Source organism: Paenarthrobacter sp. YIM B13468 (assembly GCF_042788025.1).
Classification (GTDB): domain Bacteria; phylum Actinomycetota; class Actinomycetes; order Actinomycetales; family Micrococcaceae; genus Arthrobacter; species Arthrobacter aromaticivorans.
In genome coordinates, this window is the sequence record NZ_JBHZPI010000013.1 from 49,767 (window position 1) to 75,650 (window position 25,884).

The window sequence follows — 25,884 nt, forward strand, 5'->3', positions numbered from 1 at the left end:
AGCTGACCCTCCTTACGTTGTTAGACGCCCAAATTTTCATATGCCCGGATGTATGCCTGGGCATTTGCCTGCCACGTCCTCGTAGCCAATACTTCTTGCCTGCCCGCGGCGCCAAGCCGCTTCCGTAAACCTTCATCATCAAGCAATTCGTACAACACCTCAGCCAGTCCCCCGGGATCTTCAGCGTTCGCCACTCTGCCGTTTACGCCGTCGTGCACTATCTCCCGTAAGGCGTCCAGATTGCTGGCCACCACAGGCCGGCCGGAGGCCAGGGCCTCCACAGGTTTAAGCGGTGTCACGGCCCGGGTAACAGCAAGGTCCTTGCGTGGGACCACAAAAATATCCAGCGCCAAGTGATAAAGGCGAGCCTGTTCCGAAGGGACACGCCCCGTGAAGATGGTCCGTTCCGATAGTCCCAAGCGCCGGACTTGGTCCTGAAGAGCGGGCGCGGCAGTGCCGTCCCCGACCAAAACCAGCTTCAACTGTGGCAGTCGTGGCGCAAGCAGCGCAAATGCTGTGACCAGATCGTCAAGGCCCTCATAATCCACAAGGCTGCTTACTGTCCCTATATAGAGCCCGTCGGGGTCCAGTCCCAAAGCGAGCCGAGCCGCGCCATGATCGAGCGGTTCAGACAGGTACGCGCCGCCCACTGCGTTCGGGCAGATCAGGATTTTGCTGTCCGGGACGCCCATGGCCACGATGTTGTCTTTCATGGATTCGCCAAGCGTCACTACAAGGTCCGCGCTCTGCATGATGTCGGCTTCCCGCTCGGTAAAGAGCTTGTACCGTTCGCTCCGGCGAGCTTCCTCGCCGCGCGTTGACGCCCACGTGTCGGCCAGTTGTCCCCGAACTTCGTACGCCCACGGGACGTCCAAGGCGTTTGCGACTTCCCGGGCTACCAGGCCGTTGACGAAGTGGGTGGTGGTATGGACGACCGACGGCCGGAAGTCACGGGCGAGCGACAAAATGCCTTCGGCCTGCTGCTGTAAGCGACCATGCATGGACGGCTCCATGCGCGCGGGCAGGAGACGTTCGTAGCGCACGCCGTCAACAACGTCGTGCTGTCGCGCTGTCAACGCGCCGATTTGCACGGGGTAACCCAGGCGCGTTACGGCCATTGCTGCCCAACCGGCGTCCTGTTGGGCGGTCAAGATGGAATGGCTCCGCCGAGCGTAGCCGCTGCCGGTATGCGGCACGGAGTTCGTCAGCAGGTGCAAGACCCTGCGTGGTTGCGGTTTTACCGCGGATGCCGTCAGCGATGGCCGCCACCCTTGGAAGATGCGGACTTCGGACTCAAGCCGCTGCCGCTGTTTTGCCATGCCGCCCCGCTCGCCAGCGAGGACGACGACGGCGCCGCTCATGTCGCCGTCGTACCACTTGCGTCTGGCGAGGGTCGCCGGAGTCCGGGTCGCCCCTGCGGCGAGGGGCAGGAAAACATCGGCCCACGCTGGCTGCCCGGCAGCGATGGCTACTTCTGCGGCCTTGCGGGCGCGGTCGCCATCAAGACCGGCACGCACGGCATGCTCAAACCGGCGGGTCAGCCCGGTGGTGTCCCCCGCCGCGTGGCTGGACAGCAAGAAGAGGGGACGGGCGGAATTGGGCGCAAGCTTGGCCACGAAACGAGCCACCGGCCTGACGATCCTGGACGGTAGCCGGCGAAGGACCTGGAGGAACAAGACGAAGGGCGACTCAGTGAGGTGCTCTGACACGGTTCCTGCAGTCAGGGCAATGTTCTTGAGGAGTTGGATCACGCAGTCCCCCGGGCATCGGCTGACTCCGGATTGACCAAGGAGGATATCGAGTCCATGTATCGCAGGGCCAGTTGGGCGTAGTCAGCGTTGTCCCGGACCCAGTCGCGTCCGCTGGTGCCTGAGGCCAGCCGGCTCCGGTCCTCGGAAAGCTCCCGCCACAGCTGTGCCACTGCCTCGGCGTTCGCCGCGACGACGTCACCTCCGCCGGCTTCAATGATGATGCGTTCCGCTTCACCCCGCACTACGGCCGTGACGTGCCTGCCAATGGCGAGAACCTCGTAGGTCTTGGACGGGACAGTGGTCTCGAACGACTTCCAGTCATCACGCAGGGAGACGATGCACGTATCCGCCTCACGGTATTTGTCCATGACTGCTTGACCCTGCAACGAAGGGAAGAAGGTCACAGGCGCGTTGAGCTCGCGAGCCAACTTCACCAGTTGCGGACGGCTGGTGCCGTGACCCACGAGCGTGAGGTGGAATCCCTCGCCGAGCAGCGCGCTTGCCCTGATAAGGATGTCCAGGCGCTGGCTCTTGCCATGATTTCCGAGGTAGACGGCATGAAAGACGTCGCGTTCCAAGGCCGGGGGCTCAAGGAAAGGCATTGAGTTCAAATCAAGGCCGTTACTCACGGTGACGACGTTCTTGATGCCGCGGTCCCGCAGCGTTTCGGCAAAACCGTCCGTAACCGTGACAACCAGGTCGGCTCGCTGCTGCACGAACTCGACCACACGCTCCACCAGGCTTTTGACACTGCCTTGCACGATTCGGGCGTCGCGGGCCAGGTCCGGCCAGGCATCCCGCATCTCGACGATGAAGGGCACCCTGCGAAGCCGGGAAAGTGCGTACCCAGTAGCCAGCGTCGGGAGGCTTGGAGCCGTGGCGAGAATCGCGTCGGGTTTCTTGCCGCCCAAACCTATCGGAACGGACATCACCGCGGAGAAGAGTTGGTCAACGAAACGTGCCAGTGGCGAGGTGCCAAGATGCCGAAGGTACGGCACGCGCCTGATGGTTTCGCCGTGCGGGCCTTCCTGGTGGGCGAAAGCGAATCCGGCCTTTCGCCTGGGCAGATCCCGCTTGCCGTTGGGATAGTGCGCAACGGGAGCGACGACGTCGACGTCCCAGCCTGCTTTCCGGAATTCCCGGGTCAGGGACAGCCAACGGCGCTGCGGAGGGCTGTGTTCCGGCCAATATGAGTGGGTCAGAAGCATTAGACGCAACGGGAATGCAGGATTTACGGCAGCCGCATCCCTGGGGAGGGAGGTATCCATGGACTACTTGCCGTTGAGGCGGGGTCCGCGGATCCCCTTTGAGCGCAAGGCACGGAAGTACGCAAGGCCCAGCAGCAGCAACACCAAGACCGTCAAGCCTTGGACAAGGGGGTTGTTCTCCGCGACGGGGGCCAGGGCCACCTTCAAGGGGCCGGTGATGTCTGCGCTGACAACTGGCGGGGCGGCGGTTTTGGTAGGAGTGGGTGTGGGCGTAGGCGTTGCTTCCGCTGTGGCCGTGGTGGTCTCCGCGGCAACCTCGGGCTCTACAACGAAGTTCTCGATAGCAACATCCGTGGGTAGAGCAGGAACGGGCGACGTAGGGGGTGGAGTCACAGCAGGCACTTCCACGGGCGGAGCGACGGGCTCGACGACGGGCGGCACCACGGGCGCGGGAGCTGGCACTTCGGAAGGCTCGGGAGGTGCCGTAGGAATAGGTTCCAGAGTGGCCGGAGGCTCAGAAGGCTGAATGACCGGTGGGATGACGACCGGAAAAGTAGGTTCGGGTGTCGGCGATGGGTCCGCCGGCTGCTGGGTGTCCGTGTCCGGGTTGGTTACCGTGGTGGCCATGGCCGGCTGGGTACCAAAAAACCCGAGAATAGCCAGCAAGATGACCACTAGTGCGGCTTGAACACGTCTAATTGCGGTGCCCAACTTTCCCCCCGTTGATATGTCGTACAGAACGCCAGCAGCGTCCGTTCCAGCGCGTCCACCTGAGTGGGGGTGGGCGAGGCCACCAACAGCAGGAGGGCAGCCCGGTTTAGTCTAGCGTATGGATAACAGTCATTTGATTCCGTAGGATCGTCTGCTGATGCCGACCCCAAGGAATTCATGACGCTCATTCGCGGAAGCCGTCCACGCATCAAAGTCATCCTCGCGGCACTTGTGCTCATAGCCGGAGTTGGAGGAACCGCTTTGGTTGCGCCGAGCCCCAGCACGGAGGCGGAGCGGCAGTCTCAGGATCAACAGCCCCCAGCGGCCCCGAAGCAAACTCCGGCTGCCCGGGCGCCGAAAGCGGCAAGCTACCCCATTGGGGGCTATTTCGTTTTCGCCTCGCCTAGTAGCTCCAGGAACACGCAGAAGCTCAGCGAAATCAAGACAGCAGGCGCTGACACTGTCATCACTTTTGGAACGCCCCTCGTACCAGCTACCTTGGCAACGATTCCCAAGGAGTGCGTCATCAACGGAGTGAATTGCGCCAAGGCTGCTGCAGGAGCTTTGGAGGTCCACCGCTATTTCACCTACTCCGACGGAAGCGTATGGAGCAGCCAAGCCGTGAATTGCCCCCAGGACCGCAGGATCACCAGCCAAGGCAAGGCATTCGTCGTGTTGGTCCTCCCTGCCCAGGGCAGCGGCTGCACGTCTACGAACGGGAAGTATGACGTGGTAGTCGCCGGGGGTGGCACTGCTGCTGGCATGGATCCAGCGGCTTCCCTCGCCTTGGCGGCCACGAAACTTGGCATGAAGTTCTATGCCGGCCTGCCCCTACCGGTGAAGAGAACTGATAAGGCATACCTCCCCGATGTTTCCTATCAGGGGACCTTGGCCCTCTTCACGGAGCGCTTCCTTCAGTATCAGGCTGCGGCGAATAACGTGAAGGGCCTGGCTGGCTTCTATCACAGCACAGAAATGCCCGTCACCGATGGCCACACTTTCGATCCCATTCTGGATCTGTACCGGATGCAGAACCAGGCCATCCATCGGATCTTCCCCACGCGCGCTGCAATCATTAGTCCCTACCTTGATGCGCGGGTCAGCGCCTTCGGTATCAGCCTTACGGAGGCTCGAAACGGGATCCGAAGGATTGCCCAGACGGCCAGCGGGTTGGTTCTGAACATCGCCATTCAAGACGGCATGGGAACCGGCAAGGGTGGCGCGTTTCAGTCGAACGAAGCGAACTCTGCGGTGGACCGCTATGCGGAGAGCATCGTGGGCAAGGGGTCGTGGAGCAGCAAGTACGTGGCACCTATTAGGGACTATTTCCTTGCAGCTGCTGCAGGCATTTCCGGAACTGGCGCCGTCCTGTGGGCAAACTTGGAGGGCATGGCTCCGGCCACGGCTTCGAATCCTTGTGGAGACAGTCTCCGCGGACAGAGCTCCAAAGCGAGGATAGACCGCCAGCTGCAACAGCTTGCCAACGCACAGAAGATCATTTCCTTCATGTGGGATTCGTATTACACCTGCGTTGGTACCGGCGTTCCCCTCAAGGCCCAGGTGGAGTCTGGAGTTGCAACGCCGATTATTACCGACGCGACTTTTGACGCGTCCACCGGCCAAGTGCGGATAACTGGCTTCAATCTATCGGGTGGCAACGCCGACGTGAAGTGGACAACGAAAGGGGGGCAACGCCTCACGAAAACCGTGAAGCCCACGAGCACAAATACTGCGTACGGAGTCCAGAGCGGCATGAACCCGGAACTGGAAATGATCCTCGTAAATGTGGGCAAAACAACCCTTGCTGCGGGCCGTTACTACACCGTCAATGTCACCAACCAATGGGGCGCGGAAAACGACGCTTTCTATTCGCAACACATCTATACAGCGCAGTCTTCCCGGGGCTCCAAAGGCTAGCGCCGGACCTGGCGTGTTTGTCCATTTGTTAGAATCGACTCTGCTGCTGCCAACTCTAGGAATACATGACGCACCCTATTGATACCGAAGCCGTTGCGACGGACTCCCGTCCGCGACGTCAAAAAAGCTCCAAAAAGACGGCTCGAAACGTCCTCCTCGGCTTCGCGGCAGCAGTCGTGATCATTGGCCTGGTCTGTGGTGCGTACATCTATAACCTGGCCCAGACTTTCAACTCCGGGACCACCAAGATCGAGAATGCCTTCCCGGATGAGGCGACGCGACCCACCAAGAACGTCACCGGTGCCATGAACATCTTGGTTATGGGTAAGGACAAGAATGCGGACCGATCGGTGGACACGGATGACTCCGCGCCCACTGACCAACGCACCGATACTCTGATCTGGGTCCACATCCCCGCAGACCGGAAGAACGTCTTCGCCGTTTCGATCATGCGTGACACCTGGGTGAACATTCCCGGGCACGGTGAGGCGAAAATCAACGCCGCCATGGCCCAAGGCGGGGTTGCCCTGACCGTGCAAACTGTGGAGTCGCTCTTCCAGCAACGTATCGACCACGTAGCGATGGTGGACTTCGAAGGATTCAAGGGACTCACAGACGCGTTGGGTGGCGTGGAAGTCAACATCAAGCAGGGATTCACGCCCAGCGTACTCAAGGGCAAAGTGACGTTCCAGGCGGGTAAGAACATGCTCGATGGAGAGAAGGCTTTGGCCTTCGTCCGTGAGCGCAAGTCCTTCCCCGATTCTGACTACTCGCGCGTGAAGAACCAGCAGCTCTTCCTCAAAGCCGTCATCAGCAAGACGATCTCCCGGGATACCCTCACCAACCCCGTCAAGGTCAACAACATGGTGGACGCGATCTCGCCGTACATCAGCGTGGATAAGGACTTCGACGCCGCCACGATCGGTGGGCTGGCATTGCAGTTCAAGGACCTTCGTGAGAAGGACACCATCATGTTCACCCTGCCCAACCTGGGCGTGGGAACCTCGACCGATGGGCAGTCGATCGTGTTGGCGGACAATGCCGCCATTTCGGAGATTGCTGCGGCCATTGGTAATGACCAACTTGCCGCCTATGTCACGGCCAAGGGGCTGGGAAGCTAGCCTCCTCAGCTGCTTCAAGGGTCAAGGTGACGCCTAAATGCTGCTCACCTTGGCCCTTGGTCAGGTTGGATGCTGATCAGATGAAGAAGCGGTTCTTCCGCTCAGTTCGATCCAACTCTTGGCACCACTCAGCGCGCTCCAAACCTGAAGAGGCCCCATCCAAGGCGGCCTCCAGCTGGGGAACATCCAAAACATGCTCATCGCGTGTGTAGATGAAGTCGTCCTGGGCGTTCACCAAGCTCTGCTCGGTCTGCTCAGACGTGTAGGCATGTACAGAGGGCCGCGTCCAAAGAATGCCGTTACCCACAATGCGGGCCGGGACACCGGCTGCCGTTGAGTTGGACTGCACGCTCTTGGTGACAACAGCCCGGGCCGCCAGAATGCTCCCAGAGCCAACACGCGCCCCCTTGAGCAGCAGGGTGTCTTCGCCCAGCCACACGTGGTCCCCCACCCAGATAGATGCGCTGGGATTGATTCGCTGGTGATTACTCGCCGAATAGATCAGATGCGGATCTGCCGTCCGAAAGACTACCCGCGAAGAAAACATGGCATCGCTGCCAATGATGACGTGTTTGCGTTCCGTTGGCAGGAACCGCGCTTCGGAAGTAAACGATGCTCCGGGGCCCAAGTAGAAGACCGACTCATGGAAAACAGTGGCAAGTAACCGCAAATAGAGGGGCGAAGTGCGGACATGAATCACCGCGTTATTGCCCAGGAACCGAAGCCGAGAATTACGCAGCTTGGCTCCGTCCTCTACGTAGAGCACATTTCCAGTCCCCGCAAACTCGACTGAGGAATCAATAAATTCCGAATCGTGTGTCTGGTTGAGGTGAATCATGTTGTCCCGAACGACGGCGGCATCCTCGTAAGAGCGAATAATTTGGGTTTGCCCGACTCTTCCGGAGCCAACGACGGAGTCGCTAGCTGACATTTACGGGCACCTCATGCGAGGAGAGCGCCTCATCCACGATGGCAATAACGCTTGAGGCCTTCCAGTCCACTGCTCCAAAGGTATCCACGGCCTCGTCAGCCGAACCGGCAGCATGAACCACGATCAACAGACGTTCGGCTTTGGCAGCGATGACGAATCTCAAGGCGAGCAGGTCCGCCATGGCCCAGCCATCCAGAGGCTCCACGACGGCAACATGCGAAGCCTTATGCTCGCCACGGTCAAGGGTCTCGCCGGTCACATCGATTTCGGCGTCGCTCACGAAGTGGACCTCCATCGTGTCGCCCTCGGTGTCTGCGCCGTAGCTGCGATACCGAAAACGGGCGAAACGGTCACCGTCCAGGATCACATACGTCTCTGGGTGCTTTGCATGGAGGCTCAGAGCAGATGCACTCATTGAGCGCTGCACTTCCTGGTTCGAATCCTGCGTCAAGGAACCGGGCAGAGTGCCAGTCCACTGAGTTCCGTTGGCGTCGATCGCTACAACCGCTGAAAGATGCTGGATCGGGTCGTAGGCCGGATAGAGCTGTTGTTTATCGGAAGTGAACTTCAGGAATTCGTAGGAATGCTCGGACATCGACTGCAGGAATCGGGTAGGGCCCAGCCAGCCTTCAATGAACCAGTTGGCGCGGGCAATCTTGGAACCGGCAGAATCAACTCGAACCTGCACTTGAATGCCGTTCTCTTGGGGGAAAGAACGTACTTCCTCGGCATCAATGTCCCGATGCTGCTGGCCGCCGCCCAGGAACCCACGGATAATGCCTAGCATGGCAGGCAACGCGGCCCTTGCCACGTCAGAGTGGACACCATCGATGCGGTATTTCGTGAGGTTCGGAACGTCTTGAACAAGCTCGATGAGCGAGTGGTTGCTGAGTTCATCGGAGTTCGTATAGAAATAATCGATTCTTCGTTCCTCGGCGAAGTATTCGCGAAGGCTGTCCTCGGGCTGCTGCACGTCGTGGAGTGCCCGGTTCCGGAACAGGTTGTCTCGAAAGAACGGTTTATTGAAGTAATACGGCAAATTCATTTGCGGCACAGCCAGCAGGAGCTGGGCAGCCGGGAAGTCCCTTGCATAGTGGATGGCTATGCTGCCACCTTTGGACGCTCCGAAGAACAGCATCTGTGCTGGGTCGATAGCGAAGCGGGTCCGCAGATCTTCGATGGCCTGCCAAACCCGGCCGTACAAAGGCCTGCCCGCGTTGTCCACCATCATGTACGAGCCTGCGGCAAGGTAGCGGTCCTGAAAGCACACCATAAGGGTGTCCTTCAGGTCTGCATTGGTAATGGCTTTGAGGTAACTGACGGCGTACGAGATCCGTGAAGTTGACGGCCCGAATCCCGGGAAAGTTATGAAGAGCTTCTTGGGGTTGGTGGTGTTGCCCCGTAGCGAATAGTAGGTGTCCCCGTGCTGCTCCACGCCGTATTGGTGATCGTATTTCAGCTGCTGGGGAGTAGTGAAAGCACCGCGACCGATCTTCAGTTCATAGGGTGCGTCGATGTCCAAGGTAAATCGCTTCGGGTCCTTCGACGTGACGATGATGTTGCGATATTCAAGCGGGAATCCGCGAGCTGGGGGTTCTATCTTGTTCCCATAGACCACTTCGCCATCTTGGAGCAGTCTGAAACCCCTGCCCTTATGCACGTGCCACTTTGCAATAGTGAGTTTTGCAAAGTACGTTCCTTGCGGCAGGTTTTCGGACGCCAACCTGCGGATGCTGCCCTCCAGGCCTTTTGCGTTGATAAATCGCCGCGCTGGTCCGTTGGTTGAGGATGCCATCAGTTTGCGGGCGATGCCGGTGCCGGCTTGCGAGTAGGCAGCATCGACGGCGATTCCGGTGATGGTGCGTTTTATGGCTCGTATCTTTCTCACTAAAGACTCAGCATCCTCTCAACGATTTTGGCATTGATTCCTTGGGGGTCCACTCCCTGGAAGAAACGTTCGCGACGGGCATTGAATAGTTCGCGTGGCCGGAGGTACTGCTCATGAACGATGTGGTTGATAAGCTCTGCATGCTCCTCAAAGACCGGACCCAAGCCATCATCGCGGTAGTCCACTCGGCCCTCGTAGGGTTGCTCATGGAAGAAGTCCGCCGCGTCCCAGTGGTAGTAGGCAATCGGCGTCCCAATGAACGCCGCATCCAGGACTGCCGAGCTGTAGTCCGTGAAGACCATCTCAGCCGAGGCGATAGCTTCGCGATAACTCAAATCAGTCCTGACGACGTTCCTGGAGAACCTGAATTGGCCGGCTCTCTTTTCCACGTTTGGATGGAGTTTTACGTGGAGAGTCCTGCCAGTTTCTTCGAGGAATGCCAGCAGCTCTGGATCCGTGAGGACGGCGTCGATTGCACGGAAGTACTCCGATTGGGCGAACTGTTCGGTGGACACTTGGTGCAGGTTGAAACGCCACGTTGGCATGAAGAGCAGGTGCTGTGGCTCATGTGGCGTTCTGGTCAGGGCCTCGAAGCGGGGCAGCCCTGAGTTCAAGGTTTCGACGGGAGCAAGCTTGCGCAGATAATCGGCTTCGAGTTGGCCGGTGGCAACGAACACGTCGAAGTATTTGGAGAGGATCCAGTCGGTCATATCGTTCAACTGGATGCCGTGTTGTAGATACACAAAGCGGGAGTTCGCGAAGGACTTGCCCCGGTATCGGATGTTGTAGATCTGGGACGAAACTACCAGGTCCGAGATGAGGAACTTCTCGTAGAACTCAGTAGTGAAGATTGGGATCAGTTTGAAGCCCTTTGCTTGCAGCCTTTCCCAGTCCGGCGATTTTGGGTTCAACGCAAAGTACGCCTCTGTGTACTCCCCATGGTTCGCCCTGAAATATTCGTACAGGTGCTCAGCATTGTCGTCTGCCTGTAGCGGCCGATCAAAGAAGATCATGGTTGACGAGGGACTGATAGGTCGGCTGTAGAAGTCGTAGCTGGCAGCCCGTGAATAGCCAGGCCGTAGATCTCGCGGGCGATACGACTTCTCGATGACTACAGTGTCCCCGCCGAAATGCAATTCGTAGAGGGACGGCTGCGTCCCTTCCGTGGGCTGGCCTTCTCTGAAAGACAAATATGAGTCACTGGCGCTCAGTTGCTTGTAGAGGTGGGTGTCGGATTCCGGGTCAGAGAGCCAGCGAATCCAGGCCGCCTCCACCGGCTGCAACGGTTCAACGAACCGGAGCAGCTCCACGAGACGGTACGACCCAACCACATCACGGAGATTGGCCAAGGCAACCTGTGTCACCTTCCCAGCACGCATGCCGCGGAGGAACAGCGCAACATATCGCACCAGATGGAGACGGACCTCCTTCGAAGCCGTTGGAATCACTGGGACCAGCCGCGTGACATCCTCAGCTATTTGCAGGCCAATGGCGGATTTGGTGTCAGATGCAACTGAGAAGCCTGTAGCGACAGGCTTTACCGTTCCGATGGACCAGTACAGACGGTAACTGAGATACAGAGCCGAGCGGTCGACGTCGCCAATTGCTTCCAACGCGTCAGCCAGCCTGCGAGTGTTGAAAGCAACACCGAAAACGTCAGTGTCCCGGGCGTAGCGATGCGCGTCATCGATTTTGGTGGCTGCCACGTTTTTGGAGATCACGCCTGTGTACATGACCGGCTCAGCGAGATAGACCGTGCGCGGACGTAGGTAATCCAACATGGTGGTCATGTAGGTGGGGGCAAGCTGATGCGACGTCCTCATGAACACTATGTATTTGGTTTCGACAATTTCACTAAGCCGTGTGATTTTCTCCGTTGTGAGAGGTTCATCAACCTGGAGTATCAAGAACTGCGCTTCATACCGCAGCCTTGCGGCGATGAGTCTCCGGTACATCACGGACTCTCGGTCAACACCTCCGGGGGCCTCGAGGACGATGGTGACCAGGGGGATTGAGTCGGGCATTTGAGTCCTAGGGAATCGATGGCACGGAAGATCCCTTGGGCGCAGATCCCTCATGCCTACTTGTAGTTCAGATACACAGTGCGGACTCAAGCAGGATCGTGACGCGGATTGCTGGATTTCTGGACCGGCATGGACCGTGGTCTGTCGTGGAAAAGAGCCCTCGCTAGCAGTTGCCAGCCAATCCAAGGAACACATGTCCTTCCCGCTGACCAAGAAACGACCGCGGCCGAGCGACCACGTCGCGGCGGGAAGGGTCCGCAGAAGACCGCACGGAGTGTGCTTCTCGGCTTCGGGCAACGGTGCTCGTGGCCTGCCGCATTCGCGGAGCCTAGATTTTCAATCTGGCCCAAACGTTCAAGCTGGGACCACCAAGATCGAGTCCGCATTCCCTGATGCGTCCACCCGGCCGCCGAAACGGCAATGGGGGCGATGAACATCCTGGTCATGGGCAAGGCCAAGAGCCCGGACAGCGACCTGGATACCGAGGACACCGCAGCGACTGACCTGCGCAGGGACACGCTGATGCTGGCCCATATTCCTGCCGACCGGAAGAACGTGTTCGTGATTTACATCATGCGCGATCCCTGAGTGAACATCCCGGGTAAGAGTGAGGCCAAGATCAACGCACGAATGGCCTACGGCGGAGTTGCCCTGACGGTGCAAACTATCGAGTCGCCTTCCAGCAGCGCATCGATCAGGTGGCAATGGTGGACTTCGAAGGTTTCAAGGGGTTGACCCCCGCCCTTGGCAGGATTGAGGTCAACGGCAAAGCCCCGTTCTCCCCAGCAGACATGGCAGCGATTTCGGAGATCGGCGCGGCCATCGGGAAGGTTCAATTGGGCGCCTACGCAACGGCTAACAATCTCGGCAGCGGAAAATAACAGACTCCACACCGGCTCACTACCACGCTGGAAGATTTCTGAGACGTCGTCGTCGCGGGGCCTCCTGGCATAGCGACAGGACTCGTATTAAGGTTAGCCCGGTGGCTACGCGCGCTTGCCCTGTTTGGCTTCGACCTGATCCGGCACCTCACGGGTCTGTCGCAACGGGGTCGGGCCGCTGTTATCGGCCGCCGGACGGGAGTCGAACAAGTTTTCATTGGATTTACGACCGGTATTGGTCTTATGGCTCCCCCATACAAGTCTGTGACCGGGGCGCCAAGCACGCACTTGCCCCCTCACAAACAAAGTCATCCGCGAGACAACATGAGCCGCTGCGACTAACGTGCGATCGCCCACGTTACGACAAGTGCTGTGGTCACGGTGAGCAGCACAAAACCACTCAGCACAACGGCGCGGAGTCTCCGCTGGAAGGCGTCTTGCCGCAACTCTCTGGCGTCTCCAACTATGTGACCTTTGCTCATAGCGGCAAGACTACGTTCATCAGTGTTATGCGAGTGGTCGTAACGGCACCGCCGACGTTACGAGAACGAAAATTGTTCGTTTCATAAATCTCACTAGAGTCCCCCGAAACGGATCGGTCGGCGTTTTTCGCGCTGGCAACCACCTGCACATTGAGCACGAAGCTTCCTTCGCGTTACTTCAGTCGTGGCGAGCAACCTGATCTTGATTCGATGCCGAAGCTCAAACAGCGGCGCACCTGACCGTGGATGCGCGTTGGGATCACACCAACTCGATGAGTTCTGTTCATGCAGATGAAATACTTCGAGGCTTAGTATCCATACATGGTGATCAAACTACACACCACGTTCTGCGAAACGTGCGGCGTTGCGACACCCCATGTGACAACATTTACAGAGCAAATGACCGCTTCTCAACCAAACAGCACCGTAGTAGTAGCGGAGAGCTGCGTGCGTCACTTGGGTTCGCTCGACCGGAACGCACCGTGACATCACCGCCCACGGACCTGCATGTGTCGCTCCATTACGAACAAGAGAGCGAAGGCAGTCCGAGGTCTGACGGTATGATGTGACCAACCAAAGGAATATATTGCCGTTCTGGTGCATGCCGCTAGCAGAATCCAGGCATCTACAGGGGGAACCGGCTTGGATCTTCACGACTATCTCCGCATCCTGAGGAGAAACTGGGTTTTGGTCGTTGCAACGACTATGGCCGGTTTACTAATCGGTGGTGCTGCTTCAATCTTGGTGCAACCTACGTATAAGGCACATACGCAGCTATTTGTAGCAATACAAAGCTCCGGCTCTGTACAGGAAATGCAGCAAGGTAATACCTTCAGTCAGGCTCGTGTTCAGTCGTACGTCAAGACAATTCGTACTCCTGTAGTTCTCCAGCCTGCAATTGATGCCTTGGGACTCAGTCTCACAACCGACGAACTGGCAAAGAAGGTTGAAGCGGAGACTGAACTCAACACGGTACTTATCTCCATTTCCGTAACAGACACCTCCCCCGTCCAAGCCGCAGCAATCGCCGAGGCGGTGTCAAACAGTCTCATTAAGGCCGTCGAAACACTCGAAAAGCCAAAGACCGGCGGAGCTTCCCCCATCGGGCTTTCTATCATTACGCCTGCGCAGGCTCCCACGTCACCATCAGCTCCGAACACGCGGCTGAATCTCATTGCAGGGCTCCTCGGCGGAGCCATACTCGGCCTAGGTGGCGCTCTTCTACGAACGAAGCTCGACGATCGTGTCCGCGGCGAGGCGGACTTTAGGGATATCACGGACGTTCCTCTCCTTGGCGGCATCACGTTCGACCAGGACGCAACTAAGAAACCACTCCTCACTCAGGCACGGCACCAGAGCCCCCGGGCTGAGTCTTTCCGACAGCTCCGAACAAATCTTCAATTTGCCAACGTTTCCGGTTCGGCCAAGACAGTGTTGGTCACCTCGTCTCTTCCGGGCGAGGGCAAGACAACGACTTCAACCAACTTGGCTATCGCCCTTGCGCAGGCCGGCCAGTCAGTATGTCTTGTAGATGGCGACCTACGGCGACCCATGGTCGGCGAATATTTGGGGCTGGACCGAAACGCGGGGCTCACAACGGCTCTGCTCGGCCAAACCGATGTTGGCGATCTGCTGCAGCCTTGGGGAGATGACAACCTCTATGTCCTGACATCGGGGCAAATTCCACCCAACCCAAGCGAGTTGCTCGGTTCCACCGAAATGAGTCACGTGCTGACGCGTTTGGAGGAAACTTTCGACACAGTCATTATCGACGCCCCGCCACTTCTGCCAGTAACCGATGCTGCCGTCCTCTCACAGCACGTTGGTGGTGTATTGCTGGTTGTCGGAGCTCAGAAAGTTCAACGAAGCGACCTGGCAAAGTCCCTGAATGCGCTGGAGATGGTGGGAGCCAACCTTCTGGGCGTCGTGCTGAACCGGTTGCCCGTCAAGGGGCCGGATGCCTACGCATACAGCTACTACTCTCATGACGAAAACGTGCTCAGTAATGCCGAAAACGGCGTACAGCGCATGCCGGTGTCCAAGGAGACACGCCGCGGGCAGAAGGAGCATCCTGCAACATACGAACTTTCGCAACGCAGCTCTTAGCCGATCACACGGAAATGTCTGAAGTGGGCAAGTCCTAACAGTTGCCACTTCTCATTATTCAGCCCTCAGAGCCCGCGATACATGCCTCGACTCAGAACGGCATGTTTGCTCGCTGATCCAAGTGAGTAAAGGAACCGGGGGCTCTACGTTGGCGTCGTTCTCACTCACACCCCGGGGGAATCAATGAAAATTCTGTTCCCAGACAGAATCGTAAATCGCCATGTTGGCGGAAATACAACTTACGCGCGGCAACTGAGAACTGGTCTGGCCGAGCGTGGAATTGATACAGGCGTAATTCCAAGTGGACCACATGCTGTCGCAACCATGATGTTGGAGAGTGTTTGGGCAGTTCTCCCGCGCTCTGCCTCGGTCCTCCACTACTCGGCGGATACCGGACCACTCATACGTACGGTAGGGCCATCCGTAGTAACCGTGCACGGAGTTGCGAGTCGGTGGACTGCTGTAGCCAGAAGCCCAAGACAAGAGGCCCAGTGGCGCTACAGGGTTAAGAAGGCCATCCAGTGTACAAACGAAGTGATCACAGTCTCCGAGTCCTCGGCCGACGACATTGCTGAAGTCTTCTCCGTCGACCGGGATTTGATCAAGGTTATTCACCACGGAATTGACAGCGCAGCATTCAGTATGCCTGCCACGCTATCTGAGGAAACAGGCGCCAAGATTCCGGAGCGCTTTGTGCTCTACCTTGGAAATATTGAACCCCGCAAGAACATCATCGAGCTTGTGCGGGCTTTCGAGACCCCGGAAATCCGAGCCCTTGGGCTCCAGCTGGTAATAGCGGGACGTCCTGCCTGGAACTTCGACTCAGCAATGCAGATCATCATGTCGTCGCCTGCGGTTAACTATGTGGGCTTCGTGAGCGACGAGGACAGAATTGCACTCATGCAGAAATGCGCTTTGTTTGTCTTTCCAAGTCTCTATGAAGGGTTTGGCTTCCCTGTTCTGGAAGCCATGGCAGCAGGAGCTCCAGTAGCTACGTCTCGGCGAGGTTCCTTGGCGGAAGTGGCGGGACCCGCATGGGAGCTAGCCTCTCTTGACGCGGAAGGAATTGCATCCAGCCTGGTTCAAGCGTTGTCCAACGATAGCTGGCAGGCAGACGTCCGTGCACAAGGTCGGACCTGGGCATCAAAATTCACTTGGTCTAGAAGCATCGACAGCCACCTTCAAACTTATGAACGATTGGTGCAAAATTGAAAGTTCTCGTGCTTCACGCGTATAGCGCGACAAACGCTGGTGACGGGTTGCTGGTCGAGGAAACCATCGGTTTGTTGAGAGAAGCGTTCGTCGCATGCGATATTACGGTCGCGGCACTGCATCCAGGTACTTTCGACCTTCCAAGCGTCACGGTTATCGACGCCGCGCCAAGCTGGAAGGGCTTCTCAAGGGACTTCCGAAGGACACTCAAGTCACTGTCCAGCTTCGATCTTGTCGTTGGCGTAGGCGGGGGATACATTCGCGCCGGGCATCCGGTCGAGGCATTGAAAATGGCGGTTACGCATGGCTATCAACTGATGAAAGCCAGTCGAACCTCCGTCCCCGTCGTCTACCTGCCGCAAAGTATCGGGCCTTTGCGTTTTGGCGTTCTTCCTTGGGCGCAATACTTCCTGAGACGAATCAACAGAGTCTACCTTCGGGACGACCGCAGTATCACCGAGCTTAAACTGGATAATGCCGTGAGGATCCAGGATCTGGCGACCATGACCGGGGAGTACGTGGATCGCGCCGATCATTCTGTAAATCCAAAGCCGGTCCTAAGTGTTCGTGCTGTACGTGGAAATATCAGCAACCCTGTCAAAGACTTGGCGGTAGCTATCGGTAGCTTTGACGGCTACGTTCAGAGCCGGGGCGCGGGTAACGACGATACAGCCGCCATGTCTTCCCTCGGTCCCGAAACAACACTCTCACGTGAACAGCTGCTCAGCTCAAGAGGCCAACGCAGAGTGGTTATTGCAGTAAGACTTCATGCTGCCCTGATGGCAATAAACGCAGGGCATTGGGTCGTGCACCTTGCCTATGAGCGTAAAGGCTTCGGCGCATTTGACGATCTTGGTTTGCCTGATTACGTGTTCAACGTCAATTCATTCGATGTCGATGAAGTCCGGTCTCTTGTCGAAGGCCTGCTACACGATCCGGACCGCCGACTGGAATACGACAAACGGCTTAAGGCATCGCGCTCAGGCGCTACAGCGGCCCGTTCGCGGCTAATCGGTGAGATCCAACAGCTCGCAAAAGCATAGGGGGCAAAATGTCGAATGAAGATACAGACTCTTCCGTTGAGGGGTTGGTGTCTGGGACCTTGGCTGTGGTCATCCCTGCATTCCGTGCTCGGGCAACCATAGGTACTGCGATCTCGTCGGCGTTCGCCAGCGGCGCCCGCGAGGTAATTGTTGTTGACGATGGCTCTGACGATGGCACGGACGTAGCAGCCGAACAAGCGGGCGCCGTTTGTATTCGACAAAAGAATTCAGGTGCAGCGCAAGCTAGAAGTGCAGGCGCACGCGCCGTGTCGGCAAAATACATCGTCTTTTTGGACGCGGACGACCAGCTTATCCCCGACGGCGTGCGCCGATCAGTCGAAGCCATGGAGCAGGACTCTCAGCTCGCTGTTGCGGCCGGCACAGTCGTGGGCTTAACCACGCAAGGCGCGGAGCGCCAGTTCCCCGTACGATTTAGCCCGGTGACGACCGAAACCCTCCTGACCGTCGGTCACGGCCCATGGCCACCCTGCGCCGCAGTCGTACGTCGATCGGCGTATGAAGAGTCCCAAGAAATTCTCCCCGCGGCACTGAAGCCTCGGTTCGCCGAGGACTATGAAATGCTGATCCGGCTATCCATGGTGGGCGGCATAGATGTGAGGAGCGACCCTACCTGCCGCTATAGCTTGGCTGGCGGGAAGTCTGTGGTGTCCGCGATCGATGCCATCGAGTCCAAAGAGGACATCCGTCGACACTACGCGTCTCACCTAGGACTCAAGATCCAGGAAATGTCTCCCAAAGATCGAGAAATGGCCGCTCTGGTCCGCGTCGCGCGCGCGCAGTGGTCGTCAGGGAAACGGCTTTCTGCCGGAATTACAATACTTGCTTGGATCCTGAAAGATCCTGGCACGGCCTTGAAGAAACTGAAGGGACGTCCATGGAAGCGGAACTGAGCCAGGACAGCGGTGTGCGTCCGATGGCGGCGCCCACCGAGAGCACGACTCAAGCAACAGCGTCGGCCAAAGTTTTCGTCTGGGCGACGGGTCAAGACGACAACATCGGTGATTCGCTCCTTCGCCGCGCATATCTGGATTCGCTCCGTCGACTCGGATCTCTGCAAGTGTGGACGGGTCCGGCATCCAGCGGCTTTCTATCGGGGTTGGGATTGATCCCCGCTGATAAACCGTTTAGGTCCTTTGGAGATTGGTACCGGGCCGCCCTTGGGAGCGCACTTTCCCAGCCCACGTTTGTAGCCATGAACGCTGGCGAGGTACCGGTCTCCCGGAAGGGCGCGGCCAGGCTTTCGGCGCTGACGCTATTGGCATTCGTCTGTCGCGTGCGCGGCGGTGGGGGCCTGTGGGTCGGTGCCGGAGTGCCGTCCAGCAGGCCAGGCCTCGTTCTGGCCTACAAGGCCGCAGCATCAGCTTGCGCCTTCGTTCGTTGGCGTGAGGAGGGCTCAGAATCGATAGTTTCAAGTCGGGGCACCTCACCCGACTGGGCTTTCGCTCTGGGCTCCAACATTTCAGATTGGCTGCCGCCCGACTCCAGAAAAGAACTGGCCGTGGTTCTTCGTGGTGATCGTCAAATGCCCTCGCCCGAATGGATAGCTTGGATCCAATGTCTCATCAATACAACGGGGCTCCATGCAACGCTAGTCGTTCAAGTGAAGCGAGACGAGGCCAGGGCTGCGCACCTCGCGGCGCTCTTAGGTGCCGATGTTCTGGCTTGGAACCATGAAGATCACGCCGCTCAAGAAGATGCCGTACGGAGCCTTTACTCGCGGTGCCGGCTGGTAGTTGGCGACAGGCTCCACGGCCTTATCGTCGCGGCAACTGAAGGCGCAGTTCCCCTCGGATGGGTTGAATCTTCCAAAGGAAAGGTGGGCCGGCATTTTCACGTCGTTGGCCTTGACTGGGTGGGAGAGCACGAGGGCGTCCCGGCTGCAGCGCTACCTATTCCTACCCTGGAGGAACTAGACCGTCTCGCCAAGCAGCTCGCGGGCGCAGTGCAAACTGCACGCGAAAATCTGGCGGAAACTTCAAATGGTATTCGGCAGACCCTTCCGGCGAACACTAGAGCGTCCAGCAAAATTTGACACAGGGGTTTGCCGGAGACAGGACCGACCAAATGACAACCGACGAAATAGCATCGCGCAACTCGAGACGCAACCAGCAACTCGGGCAGCAGGCCGTCCGAGGGGCGTCCGCGACCATCGCGGGGCAGCTCGTTCGCCTCGTTGTCCTACTCGCCTCCACGGTCATACTTGCCCGGCTTCTCTCACCCGCCGACTTTGGCCTCGTAGCCATTGTGATGAGCCTAGTGGCGCTGGGAGAGCTCTTCCGGGACTTCGGTCTCTCCATGGCTGCGGCACGGACTGCACGCCTAACGCACCGTCAGATGTCCAACCTCTTCTGGATCAATACAGTCTTCGGCTTACTTTTGGCGGTGGCTGCATACCTTCTATCAGGGCCGATCGCGCTGCTTTTTTCACAACCCGAACTAAAGAACATCGTCATCGGGCTGTCGTTTACGTTCGTATTCTCAGGATTCTCGACGCAATTTCGCGCACGCATCAACCAGAAATTAAGGTTTAAGCGGCTCGCGATTGTCGACACGGCTCCAGCTTTGGCGGGCCTCATGGGCGCGATCGTATATGCACTGCTTTTCACTCCGGACTACTGGGTCCTCGTCGTCCAGCAGCTCGTCGTTGGTGTCGTTGGCATGCTGCTCGCTGTAGCTCTCTCGGGGTGGTGGCCAGGATGGCCGTCACGTCGAACCTCAATCCGCGATGTACTCAGTTTCGGACTCGGAGTTTTCGGTTCGCAAGCAGTGGCGTACGTAACAAAGAATGTCGACAACTTGTCACTGGGCTATTTCTGGGGACCCAGTGTTCTGGGTGTCTATGGGCGGGCGTATCAGTTGCTTATGTTGCCACTGAGCCAACTGGCTGCTCCACTCACACGGGTGGCCGTCCCGGTGCTGACTCGCGTGGCAAATGACAGGGTCCGGTTCAATCGATTCCTCCTCGAAGGACAGCTGGTCGGCGGAGTCGGCTTAGGAATCATCTATGGCATTGCTTGCGGGTTGGCTTTTCCGCTCGTGTTTCTCGTTTTCGGCGAAAATTGGATGGGAATGGTTCCGATCCTCCAGGCTCTGGCGGTGGGTGGCGTCTTCCGCGGACTGAATCAAATAACTTTTTGGATCTTCCTTGCGAAGGACAAGACTGGAGCTCAGTTTCGGTTCTTCCTCGTCTCGCAGCCGATCATCATCGCCTTCATGCTTGGAGGCATGCCATGGGGCGCCTTGGGAGTGGCAATTGGTCATTCGATAGGGTACTTCTTCAACTGGATAATATCGCTCTGGTGGTGCGGGAGAGTGACTGACACAGAGATGGGACCCCTTCTAAGAAACGGCCTCAAGTCCATTTCGATTTGCGTCGCACCGATAACCGTCATCGGCATCCTGAGCTCAGCATTCATCCAGAGCCCTTGGCTCGCACTCACCGTGGGCGTGCTCGGAATGATTCTGTACGGATCACTCGCATATCTCGTGTTTCCTTTCGTGCGGGCCGTCGCCCAATCCGGACGAATGGTCGCAAGAAAGGCTCGTCGATGAAATCAGGAAGAAACACGCCTCATCCGGGCTATAGCCACTCAACGTATGTACGCCGTAGCACTAACACGTTCGGGATTGCCAAGGTCGGCAAAGGCGAAGCACCCAGCAAAGCTAGAAGTTCGCTGGGCAGTGTGGTCTGGATTGCCATCGGCGGGATTATCCCCGTCTATCGGTTCGTCGCGGAGGCCGGCTTTAGCTGGCTTCCACAGGCAATTATCCTGCTTCTTCTGCTTCTTCTTTTGGTTGGTCGAGTCCGCGCGTTACCTCACACGATTGCGTGGGTGGCTTGCGCCGTCGCCATTCTAGCGGCAGGTGCTATTTCAGGAACTTCCAGCGACCTTTCCGCCAGCCTTCGCGCCGCCGTCGGCTTAGCCGTCTTGGTCGGCGTAGCCCCTTTCGTGCTGAATTACTACTTTCAGTCGTCCCGGTCCTTTGGCCCGCGCATCGCGAACGCCTTCTTGTGCGTTCAATCCGTATCTGCGGTTGCAGCCCTCGCTCAAGTTGCAGGACTAAGCGTATTTGGCGCTGCGGCAAATAGTGGACGGGCAAACGGACTTGCCGGACATCCAAATGTTCAGGGACTAATGTGCGTCATTGCATTAGTGCTATTGGTGGCAATGTTTCGATCGACGCAAGGAACGCTCAGAGCGGCTGTTATTCTCGCGGCAATGGTCAATGCTGGAGCGCTGGTAGCCACCGGAAGCCTCAGCTCCTTGTTGTCGCTCGCAGCGGCGACCGTGGTGCTGATTGTTGTGTATCGCGCTGCCATCCGAAGCATCGTTTTGGGCGTCATAGTCCTGGCGGGCACCGCCGTTGTGCTCATGGCGGCCGGCTTCGATCCGACGGCGGTCTTGGCTCCTGTGAATCACCGCATCGACGTCGTTACTGGCGAATCCGTGGGAGTAGCATCTCTCGGCATACGCCAGCAGACGTATGCTTTTGCGTGGGAATACATCCAGAACGACCCGCTAGTGGGCGTAGGAATGGACTCTACCAATCAGGGCACATTCAACGGTGTGACGGTGGTGCACAACTACGTTTTGCATGCGTGGTATCAAGGCGGCCTCGCGTTGCTCTTGGCCATGGCCGGAGTGACACTGCTTGTCATCGGGCGGGTGGTTCGAACAATGATGACCGGCGCTAAGGGGCCAGAATCAGCCATTATGGCAGCCGTCATCGTATATGCCCTGGGATCGGCTTTCTTCGATCAGCAGCAATATTGGATCCCTCTGATCCTGGCCTTTGTGGCTTCGTACTACAACGGCAGGGCTGCCATACCAGCAACAACGAATGACAACCGCCTCAACCAGCAAGCACGGATCCGTAGAGGCCGTTTTGCCGGGACCGGAGCCTGACGGCAGACCGTTGGCGGCACTTTGCGAAGCTCGGCACTGGATCGAAGCTCACAGGTCTCTCGCGAGTTGATTCGAGTTTCCCGTTCCTCACCACACGAAGAAACCCATGGACATCCGTCGATCGGAAACTCATCCTGAACGGCGCGCAAGGCATTCACGATGAGCGCCCTTGGTGCCCCAGAACCCTGCGAATATCAAAGAAACAATTGGAGGAAATGCCGGTGATCCATGCGGGGGCCTTCACAGCAGAGTTTTACCTGGGCGTACGATCCATACGGGCCGCAATAACAGACATTCTGGCAGCGGAGTTCGGGATTGTTTAGCCAGCAAGAAGCGCAGGGCCCTACGTAACATTGGGGAGCTCCTGCTCTTTCTGTTTACGCGTTTTGGGCGCTCTGCGTCGCGCTGACTGGCGCCTCTTCTTCAGCCAAACAACAACAGGCGAGAAGAACACCAGATACAGAAGCACGTACTGGCTGAAATCAATTCCAAGGGAGAGATAAACGCCCATATGGAATGCAAGCAGCGCCACGAGTCCGAGACGGAAAAGCGTCGGAAACAGCACTGCGACAATGAGCCAGCCCTCCGCGAGGATCGTCGCATAGTCCATGAATTTCCAGAAGACATGACTGTCAAACGCGAAGACAACGTCTACCATCGGTCCCAATTTTTCGCCCTCAGCCAGGTCTCGAGCGATGAATCCACGGCTAGCTTCTTTGGCCGGATCAAGCCAACCGGCAACAGCCTTTGGGAGCGCCGCCGTGAACAGCGCGTACGCCACAGTGACTGCCCACAGTAACATGGGGAATCCTTGGGAGTCTCGAGCCCGCCCCCTTCTGGCGTCGAGCGAAAGCGCGGCCCCCCAGCCAGCGAAAGCCATGAACACCGGGAAGAGCTCATACAAGATGAAGTGGTCTAGCTTCCCGAAGGAGTGCGTCACCCCCGCGCCCACAACCATCACTATGGTTAGGGCGATGGAGGCTGGGAACGTTTTGAAGCCGAGCAGGACGACCGCAGCGAGAACGGCCCGTGCAACCTCTAGAGCGACCATGAACCATAGGTCGGGCGCTGCCGTCATCCAGGAGAACAGCCCGGGCCGAGGCTGGAACAATGCCGCTGGAACCTCCGCCGTCCACGTGTAGTTCACAGGGAAGATCAGCACGTGCAGCGCGAACAGTATGCGGATGATGCCTAGGTAGAGCGGCTGGGCGCGGTAGGACTCTGCGCTCCGGTTCACCCATTTGGCCGCGAAGTCTGTGACCCTACTCAAAATGACACCACGGTTGTCACGCAGGGCTTAGCGTTGACTACTTCCGCATTACGAACATCAACGGAGGCATCTTGCCAGCAAATCTCGACGAACGCAGGTTCCCTCCCCGTTCCAATGGCTTTAGCGTTGTCACGTAGCCATCCACGGGTGACCTCATCGATGGGCTTACCTGGCTTGAATGCAAAAGTGAGGGACGGGCGTGTAGCTGAGAACCGGACACCGTCCATGATCTCGGAGACTTTGGGGGTGCGAATTGTACCGTCCTTATAAGTCACCGTGATATGGACCATCTGGCTCGGAAATAGGCCAGATCGTGAGGGTGCAGCACCAAACGAAGGCATCCGAACGGCCGGATATGGTTCCGGCTCAATGGCGAAGGAGTAGGCTCCCTGGGCCACCAGCAGCGTGCAGAAGACTGCGAGTGCGGTCAGTTTTCTTTTGGCTAGTTCGGGAGCCGGCATGCATCCGTCCCCCCTGGCATTGCGTGACGGTTCTTTGCAATGACCTTGTACACGCGAGCAGCAACAAAATGCACGCCCGGGAGCAGAATAAATCGACCTGCCAGTTGCCAGCCGGAGCCCTTGGTAATAAGTGCTTGGGCGATGGCCGACTCAGCCCCGGCCGTCACGACACCATCGTCCGCCCAGTAGGCGGCTGCTTCCACCATCTCCTCGGTAAGCCCGAGGGCTTCAAGATCTCGGATACTCTGCCATGACTTGATGCTGACTTTACCCTCGCCTGCCAGCCATTTGGCTGAGCGGGTACAGAAGCCACAGTCGGCGTCATAGATTAGCGTGCGCTCCAGCGCGACATCCCCCATAGTCATGCCCTTATGATAGGCGATATAGATGACACGCCAAGTTCCGATACGTAACAGCAGCGTTTCACCGGTGAGTTACGCCCTTATGCACGCCGACTCCATTCCATGCACATTTAGCACCGTTGGCTACACTTGAACACTTTGCGGGGGAACGCGAGCGGCACTGATCCCATTTCAATACTCGGATCGGACGTCTTGTGCTCCTAACGAGTCGGATCATATGCCTCATAGTCAAAGACCTCCAACAAGCGTTGACCATGACCAATCGATGGGGTGCTTACTTGGCCACATTAATTTGATCGGTCAAAGACTCCGGACTCTACGTCGTTACGGGAACCCTTGAGTCGTAAAGGCCGCGTAGTGCTTTCGCTTGCTCAACATCATTGCAATGCTCCAAAGCTGACGCAACAGAACGGACCATTGCATGGCGAACTGACGCCGACTGCAGTTCCGGCCAAGCCCTGACTAGATCGTCGGGCGAATTAATAAGCAACGGGATGTCGACACCCGTGAAAGCAGAAATGTCCCGAGCCACAATCGGTACACCCATGGTAGAGGCCTCCAACACAGCGATCGGGAAGCCCTCCCACTTTGCTGAATGAATGTAAACGTCTGCAACTTTAAAATTGTCCAAGACGCCGCTCCGTGTCAGCCATCCTGTCGTGGCGATTCCTGCAGTCGCAAGCATGAGCTCCATATCAGGCTCGCCACCGCCAATCCAGGTCGCCTCAACGTCGTAACCCGCATCTCTGAGGGCAACAACACAGTCGCGGAAGAACATGGGATCTTTCTGAGGTCCCAAGCGTCCAGCGCCAACCACGCGCATGATCCGGCCCGACGGAATGTGCACGTCGCGGACGGGGATATCGCTGGAAACGACATTGGGTACGTGTACGGTCTTTGCCGATGTCAAGGGCCAGTTTGAAAGCTCTTCCTCGCGCTGCGAGCAAGCCGCAAATGCCGTCGTATTGAATGCAAACATCCACTCCAGCGCCCAGAAAGCAGATCTTTGAACGATGCCAGTGTCGCGCCGCTCAAAGCCGTAGCAATGGGGCGTGTACACGATGGGGCGTCGAGGACTCTTTGCTATTGCCGCGCGAACGTAAGCGCCGGCGAAACTTGAGTGAGCATGAACTACAGCATCTGGGTGATTCCGCAGGAAACGCCGCAAGTCCGCGATCCTCCGAAGATGACCTGACACTAGCCGGGTCACCGATGCAAATTCACTAATATCCGATGCCTCAATCGGCGCATCTGTCCGAGGTGCATACACCAGGTGGTGCTCAGCAAAAGGATAATTGCGGCAGTAGTCCCGTATGGCAGCCGCCACACCCCCGCCGAAACTTTCTGTCACATGCACTACTGGGCGCACGCGTGCGTCACCGATCGATTCAATCTTTGTCCCCAGCCCCATATCACCAATATAGAGCATCCACATAACTTTTAGACCACTGTACAGCCAAGGAACATTGAATGACTTTGTTGTCACATGACCGACACATGTTGTTCACAAGGTCACGCCCTGGCAGGAACCGCCCCGGACTTATTTGCACACGTTGGCATAGATCAGCGATTATTACCCCAAGAGCCT

The 25,884-nt window shown here is 57.8% G+C and carries 21 protein-coding genes; 11 read left to right on the forward strand and 10 right to left on the reverse strand.

What is annotated here, in order from left to right; genetic code table 11:
* Positions 1 to 20 precede the first annotated feature (20 nt).
* From ACFX4T_RS13585 to ACFX4T_RS13595, 3 genes are read right to left on the reverse strand one after another with little or no spacing between them, the layout of a single operon-like run.
* The gene (locus tag ACFX4T_RS13585; RefSeq protein ID WP_377652341.1) at positions 21 to 1,751 is read right to left on the reverse strand and encodes a glycosyltransferase family 4 protein; all 1,731 of its coding nucleotides are present in this window, start codon (positions 1,749 to 1,751) and stop codon (positions 21 to 23) included.
* Positions 1,748 to 3,019, reverse strand: a complete 1,272-nt coding sequence (locus ACFX4T_RS13590; protein ID WP_377652342.1) for a glycosyltransferase family 4 protein — start codon at positions 3,017 to 3,019, stop codon at positions 1,748 to 1,750. The genes ACFX4T_RS13585 and ACFX4T_RS13590 overlap by 4 nt, the downstream gene beginning before the upstream one ends.
* Positions 3,020 to 3,022: 3 nt before the next feature.
* Complete coding sequence (locus ACFX4T_RS13595; protein WP_377652343.1) at positions 3,023 to 3,586, reverse strand: hypothetical protein; 564 nt, start codon at positions 3,584 to 3,586, stop codon at positions 3,023 to 3,025.
* Positions 3,587 to 3,847: 261 nt separating this feature from the next.
* Here ACFX4T_RS13595 and ACFX4T_RS13600 point away from each other — a divergent pair, with 261 nt between their 5' ends.
* Both ACFX4T_RS13600 and ACFX4T_RS13605 read left to right on the forward strand, forming a co-directional pair.
* Positions 3,848 to 5,587 carry a DUF4434 domain-containing protein gene (locus tag ACFX4T_RS13600; protein ID WP_377652344.1) on the forward strand — a complete coding sequence of 580 codons (1,740 nt, stop codon included), beginning with the start codon at positions 3,848 to 3,850 and terminating at the stop codon, positions 5,585 to 5,587.
* A 65-nt stretch (positions 5,588 to 5,652) separates the two neighbouring features.
* Positions 5,653 to 6,708 carry an LCP family protein gene (locus tag ACFX4T_RS13605; protein WP_377652345.1) on the forward strand — a complete coding sequence of 352 codons (1,056 nt, stop codon included), beginning with the start codon at positions 5,653 to 5,655 and terminating at the stop codon, positions 6,706 to 6,708.
* Between the two features lie 76 nt (positions 6,709 to 6,784).
* Here ACFX4T_RS13605 and ACFX4T_RS13610 read toward each other — a convergent pair whose 3' ends face one another.
* From ACFX4T_RS13610 to ACFX4T_RS13620, 3 genes are read right to left on the reverse strand one after another with little or no spacing between them, the layout of a single operon-like run.
* Positions 6,785 to 7,639, reverse strand: coding sequence for an acyltransferase (locus ACFX4T_RS13610; RefSeq protein ID WP_377652346.1), 855 nt, complete (start codon positions 7,637 to 7,639; stop codon positions 6,785 to 6,787).
* Positions 7,629 to 9,527, reverse strand: coding sequence for a hypothetical protein (locus ACFX4T_RS13615; protein WP_377652347.1), 1,899 nt, complete (start codon positions 9,525 to 9,527; stop codon positions 7,629 to 7,631). The genes ACFX4T_RS13610 and ACFX4T_RS13615 overlap by 11 nt, the downstream gene beginning before the upstream one ends.
* Positions 9,527 to 11,551 carry a CDP-glycerol glycerophosphotransferase family protein gene (locus ACFX4T_RS13620; protein ID WP_377652348.1) on the reverse strand — a complete coding sequence of 675 codons (2,025 nt, stop codon included), beginning with the start codon at positions 11,549 to 11,551 and terminating at the stop codon, positions 9,527 to 9,529. Before ACFX4T_RS13620 ends, ACFX4T_RS13615 begins: the two co-directional genes overlap by 1 nt.
* A 429-nt stretch (positions 11,552 to 11,980) precedes the next feature.
* Between ACFX4T_RS13620 and ACFX4T_RS13625 the strand changes: the two genes are divergently transcribed.
* Positions 11,981 to 12,139, forward strand: coding sequence for a hypothetical protein (locus ACFX4T_RS13625; protein WP_377652349.1), 159 nt, complete (start codon positions 11,981 to 11,983; stop codon positions 12,137 to 12,139).
* A 116-nt stretch (positions 12,140 to 12,255) separates the two neighbouring features.
* Positions 12,256 to 12,432, forward strand: coding sequence for a hypothetical protein (locus ACFX4T_RS13630; protein WP_377652350.1), 177 nt, complete (start codon positions 12,256 to 12,258; stop codon positions 12,430 to 12,432).
* Between the two features lie 338 nt (positions 12,433 to 12,770).
* On the opposite strand, the gene ACFX4T_RS13635 is transcribed toward ACFX4T_RS13630, so the two are convergent.
* Positions 12,771 to 12,914, reverse strand: coding sequence for a hypothetical protein (locus tag ACFX4T_RS13635; RefSeq protein ID WP_377652351.1), 144 nt, complete (start codon positions 12,912 to 12,914; stop codon positions 12,771 to 12,773).
* A 642-nt stretch (positions 12,915 to 13,556) separates the two neighbouring features.
* On the opposite strand from ACFX4T_RS13635, the gene ACFX4T_RS13640 reads away from it, so the two are divergent.
* The 7 genes from ACFX4T_RS13640 (at position 13,557) to ACFX4T_RS13670 (ending at position 22,203) form a co-directional block, all read left to right on the forward strand.
* Positions 13,557 to 15,020 carry a polysaccharide biosynthesis tyrosine autokinase gene (locus ACFX4T_RS13640; protein ID WP_377652352.1) on the forward strand — a complete coding sequence of 488 codons (1,464 nt, stop codon included), beginning with the start codon at positions 13,557 to 13,559 and terminating at the stop codon, positions 15,018 to 15,020.
* A gap of 327 nt (positions 15,021 to 15,347) precedes the next feature.
* Complete coding sequence (locus ACFX4T_RS13645; protein ID WP_377652426.1) at positions 15,348 to 16,232, forward strand: glycosyltransferase family 4 protein; 885 nt, start codon at positions 15,348 to 15,350, stop codon at positions 16,230 to 16,232.
* Complete coding sequence (locus tag ACFX4T_RS13650; protein ID WP_377652353.1) at positions 16,229 to 17,275, forward strand: polysaccharide pyruvyl transferase family protein; 1,047 nt, start codon at positions 16,229 to 16,231, stop codon at positions 17,273 to 17,275. Before ACFX4T_RS13645 ends, ACFX4T_RS13650 begins: the two co-directional genes overlap by 4 nt.
* An 8-nt stretch (positions 17,276 to 17,283) precedes the next feature.
* A complete protein-coding gene (locus ACFX4T_RS13655; protein ID WP_377652354.1) occupies positions 17,284 to 18,186 on the forward strand; it encodes a glycosyltransferase family 2 protein in 903 nt (300 codons plus the stop codon).
* A 302-nt stretch (positions 18,187 to 18,488) separates the two neighbouring features.
* Positions 18,489 to 19,328 (forward strand): polysaccharide pyruvyl transferase family protein, encoded by an 840-nt coding sequence (locus tag ACFX4T_RS13660; RefSeq protein ID WP_377652427.1) that lies wholly within the window; start codon positions 18,489 to 18,491, stop codon positions 19,326 to 19,328.
* Between the two features lie 32 nt (positions 19,329 to 19,360).
* Entirely contained in the window at positions 19,361 to 20,848 is a 1,488-nt protein-coding gene (locus ACFX4T_RS13665) for a lipopolysaccharide biosynthesis protein (protein WP_377652355.1), read from the forward strand.
* A 668-nt stretch (positions 20,849 to 21,516) separates the two neighbouring features.
* Entirely contained in the window at positions 21,517 to 22,203 is a 687-nt protein-coding gene (locus tag ACFX4T_RS13670) for an O-antigen ligase family protein (protein WP_377652356.1), read from the forward strand.
* A 343-nt stretch (positions 22,204 to 22,546) separates the two neighbouring features.
* Here the strand turns inward: ACFX4T_RS13670 and ACFX4T_RS13675 are convergent, their stop codons facing one another.
* The 3 genes from ACFX4T_RS13675 to ACFX4T_RS13685 all read right to left on the reverse strand — a co-directional run bounded on the left by ACFX4T_RS13675 (position 22,547) and on the right by ACFX4T_RS13685 (position 25,782).
* A complete protein-coding gene (locus tag ACFX4T_RS13675) occupies positions 22,547 to 23,473 on the reverse strand; it encodes a hypothetical protein (RefSeq protein WP_377652357.1) in 927 nt (308 codons plus the stop codon).
* Positions 23,474 to 23,915: 442 nt separating this feature from the next.
* Entirely contained in the window at positions 23,916 to 24,299 is a 384-nt protein-coding gene (locus ACFX4T_RS13680; RefSeq protein WP_377652358.1) for a thiol-disulfide oxidoreductase DCC family protein, read from the reverse strand.
* Between the two features lie 313 nt (positions 24,300 to 24,612).
* Complete coding sequence (locus tag ACFX4T_RS13685) at positions 24,613 to 25,782, reverse strand: glycosyltransferase (protein WP_377652359.1); 1,170 nt, start codon at positions 25,780 to 25,782, stop codon at positions 24,613 to 24,615.
* Positions 25,783 to 25,884 lie beyond the last annotated feature (102 nt).

What these genes read in the sequence shown, in the direction of transcription:
- ACFX4T_RS13590 (WP_377652342.1), bottom strand. Translation starts at nt 3,019, where the DNA reads ATGGATACCTCCCTCCCCAGGGATGCGGCTGCCGTAAATCCTGCATTC.
- ACFX4T_RS13595 (WP_377652343.1), bottom strand. Translation starts at nt 3,586, where the DNA reads ATGGCCACCACGGTAACCAACCCGGACACGGACACCCAGCAGCCGGCG.
- ACFX4T_RS13600 (WP_377652344.1), top strand. Translation starts at nt 3,848, where the DNA reads ATGACGCTCATTCGCGGAAGCCGTCCACGCATCAAAGTCATCCTCGCG.
- ACFX4T_RS13605 (WP_377652345.1), top strand. Translation starts at nt 5,653, where the DNA reads ATGACGCACCCTATTGATACCGAAGCCGTTGCGACGGACTCCCGTCCG.
- ACFX4T_RS13610 (WP_377652346.1), bottom strand. Translation starts at nt 7,639, where the DNA reads ATGTCAGCTAGCGACTCCGTCGTTGGCTCCGGAAGAGTCGGGCAAACC.
- ACFX4T_RS13620 (WP_377652348.1), bottom strand. Translation starts at nt 11,551, where the DNA reads ATGCCCGACTCAATCCCCCTGGTCACCATCGTCCTCGAGGCCCCCGGA.
- ACFX4T_RS13625 (WP_377652349.1), top strand. Translation starts at nt 11,981, where the DNA reads ATGAACATCCTGGTCATGGGCAAGGCCAAGAGCCCGGACAGCGACCTG.
- ACFX4T_RS13630 (WP_377652350.1), top strand. Translation starts at nt 12,256, where the DNA reads ATGGTGGACTTCGAAGGTTTCAAGGGGTTGACCCCCGCCCTTGGCAGG.
- ACFX4T_RS13635 (WP_377652351.1), bottom strand. Translation starts at nt 12,914, where the DNA reads ATGAGCAAAGGTCACATAGTTGGAGACGCCAGAGAGTTGCGGCAAGAC.
- ACFX4T_RS13645 (WP_377652426.1), top strand. Translation starts at nt 15,348, where the DNA reads ATGTTGGAGAGTGTTTGGGCAGTTCTCCCGCGCTCTGCCTCGGTCCTC.
- ACFX4T_RS13655 (WP_377652354.1), top strand. Translation starts at nt 17,284, where the DNA reads ATGTCGAATGAAGATACAGACTCTTCCGTTGAGGGGTTGGTGTCTGGG.
- ACFX4T_RS13660 (WP_377652427.1), top strand. Translation starts at nt 18,489, where the DNA reads ATGAACGCTGGCGAGGTACCGGTCTCCCGGAAGGGCGCGGCCAGGCTT.
- ACFX4T_RS13665 (WP_377652355.1), top strand. Translation starts at nt 19,361, where the DNA reads ATGACAACCGACGAAATAGCATCGCGCAACTCGAGACGCAACCAGCAA.
- ACFX4T_RS13670 (WP_377652356.1), top strand. Translation starts at nt 21,517, where the DNA reads ATGGTCAATGCTGGAGCGCTGGTAGCCACCGGAAGCCTCAGCTCCTTG.
- ACFX4T_RS13680 (WP_377652358.1), bottom strand. Translation starts at nt 24,299, where the DNA reads ATGACTATGGGGGATGTCGCGCTGGAGCGCACGCTAATCTATGACGCC.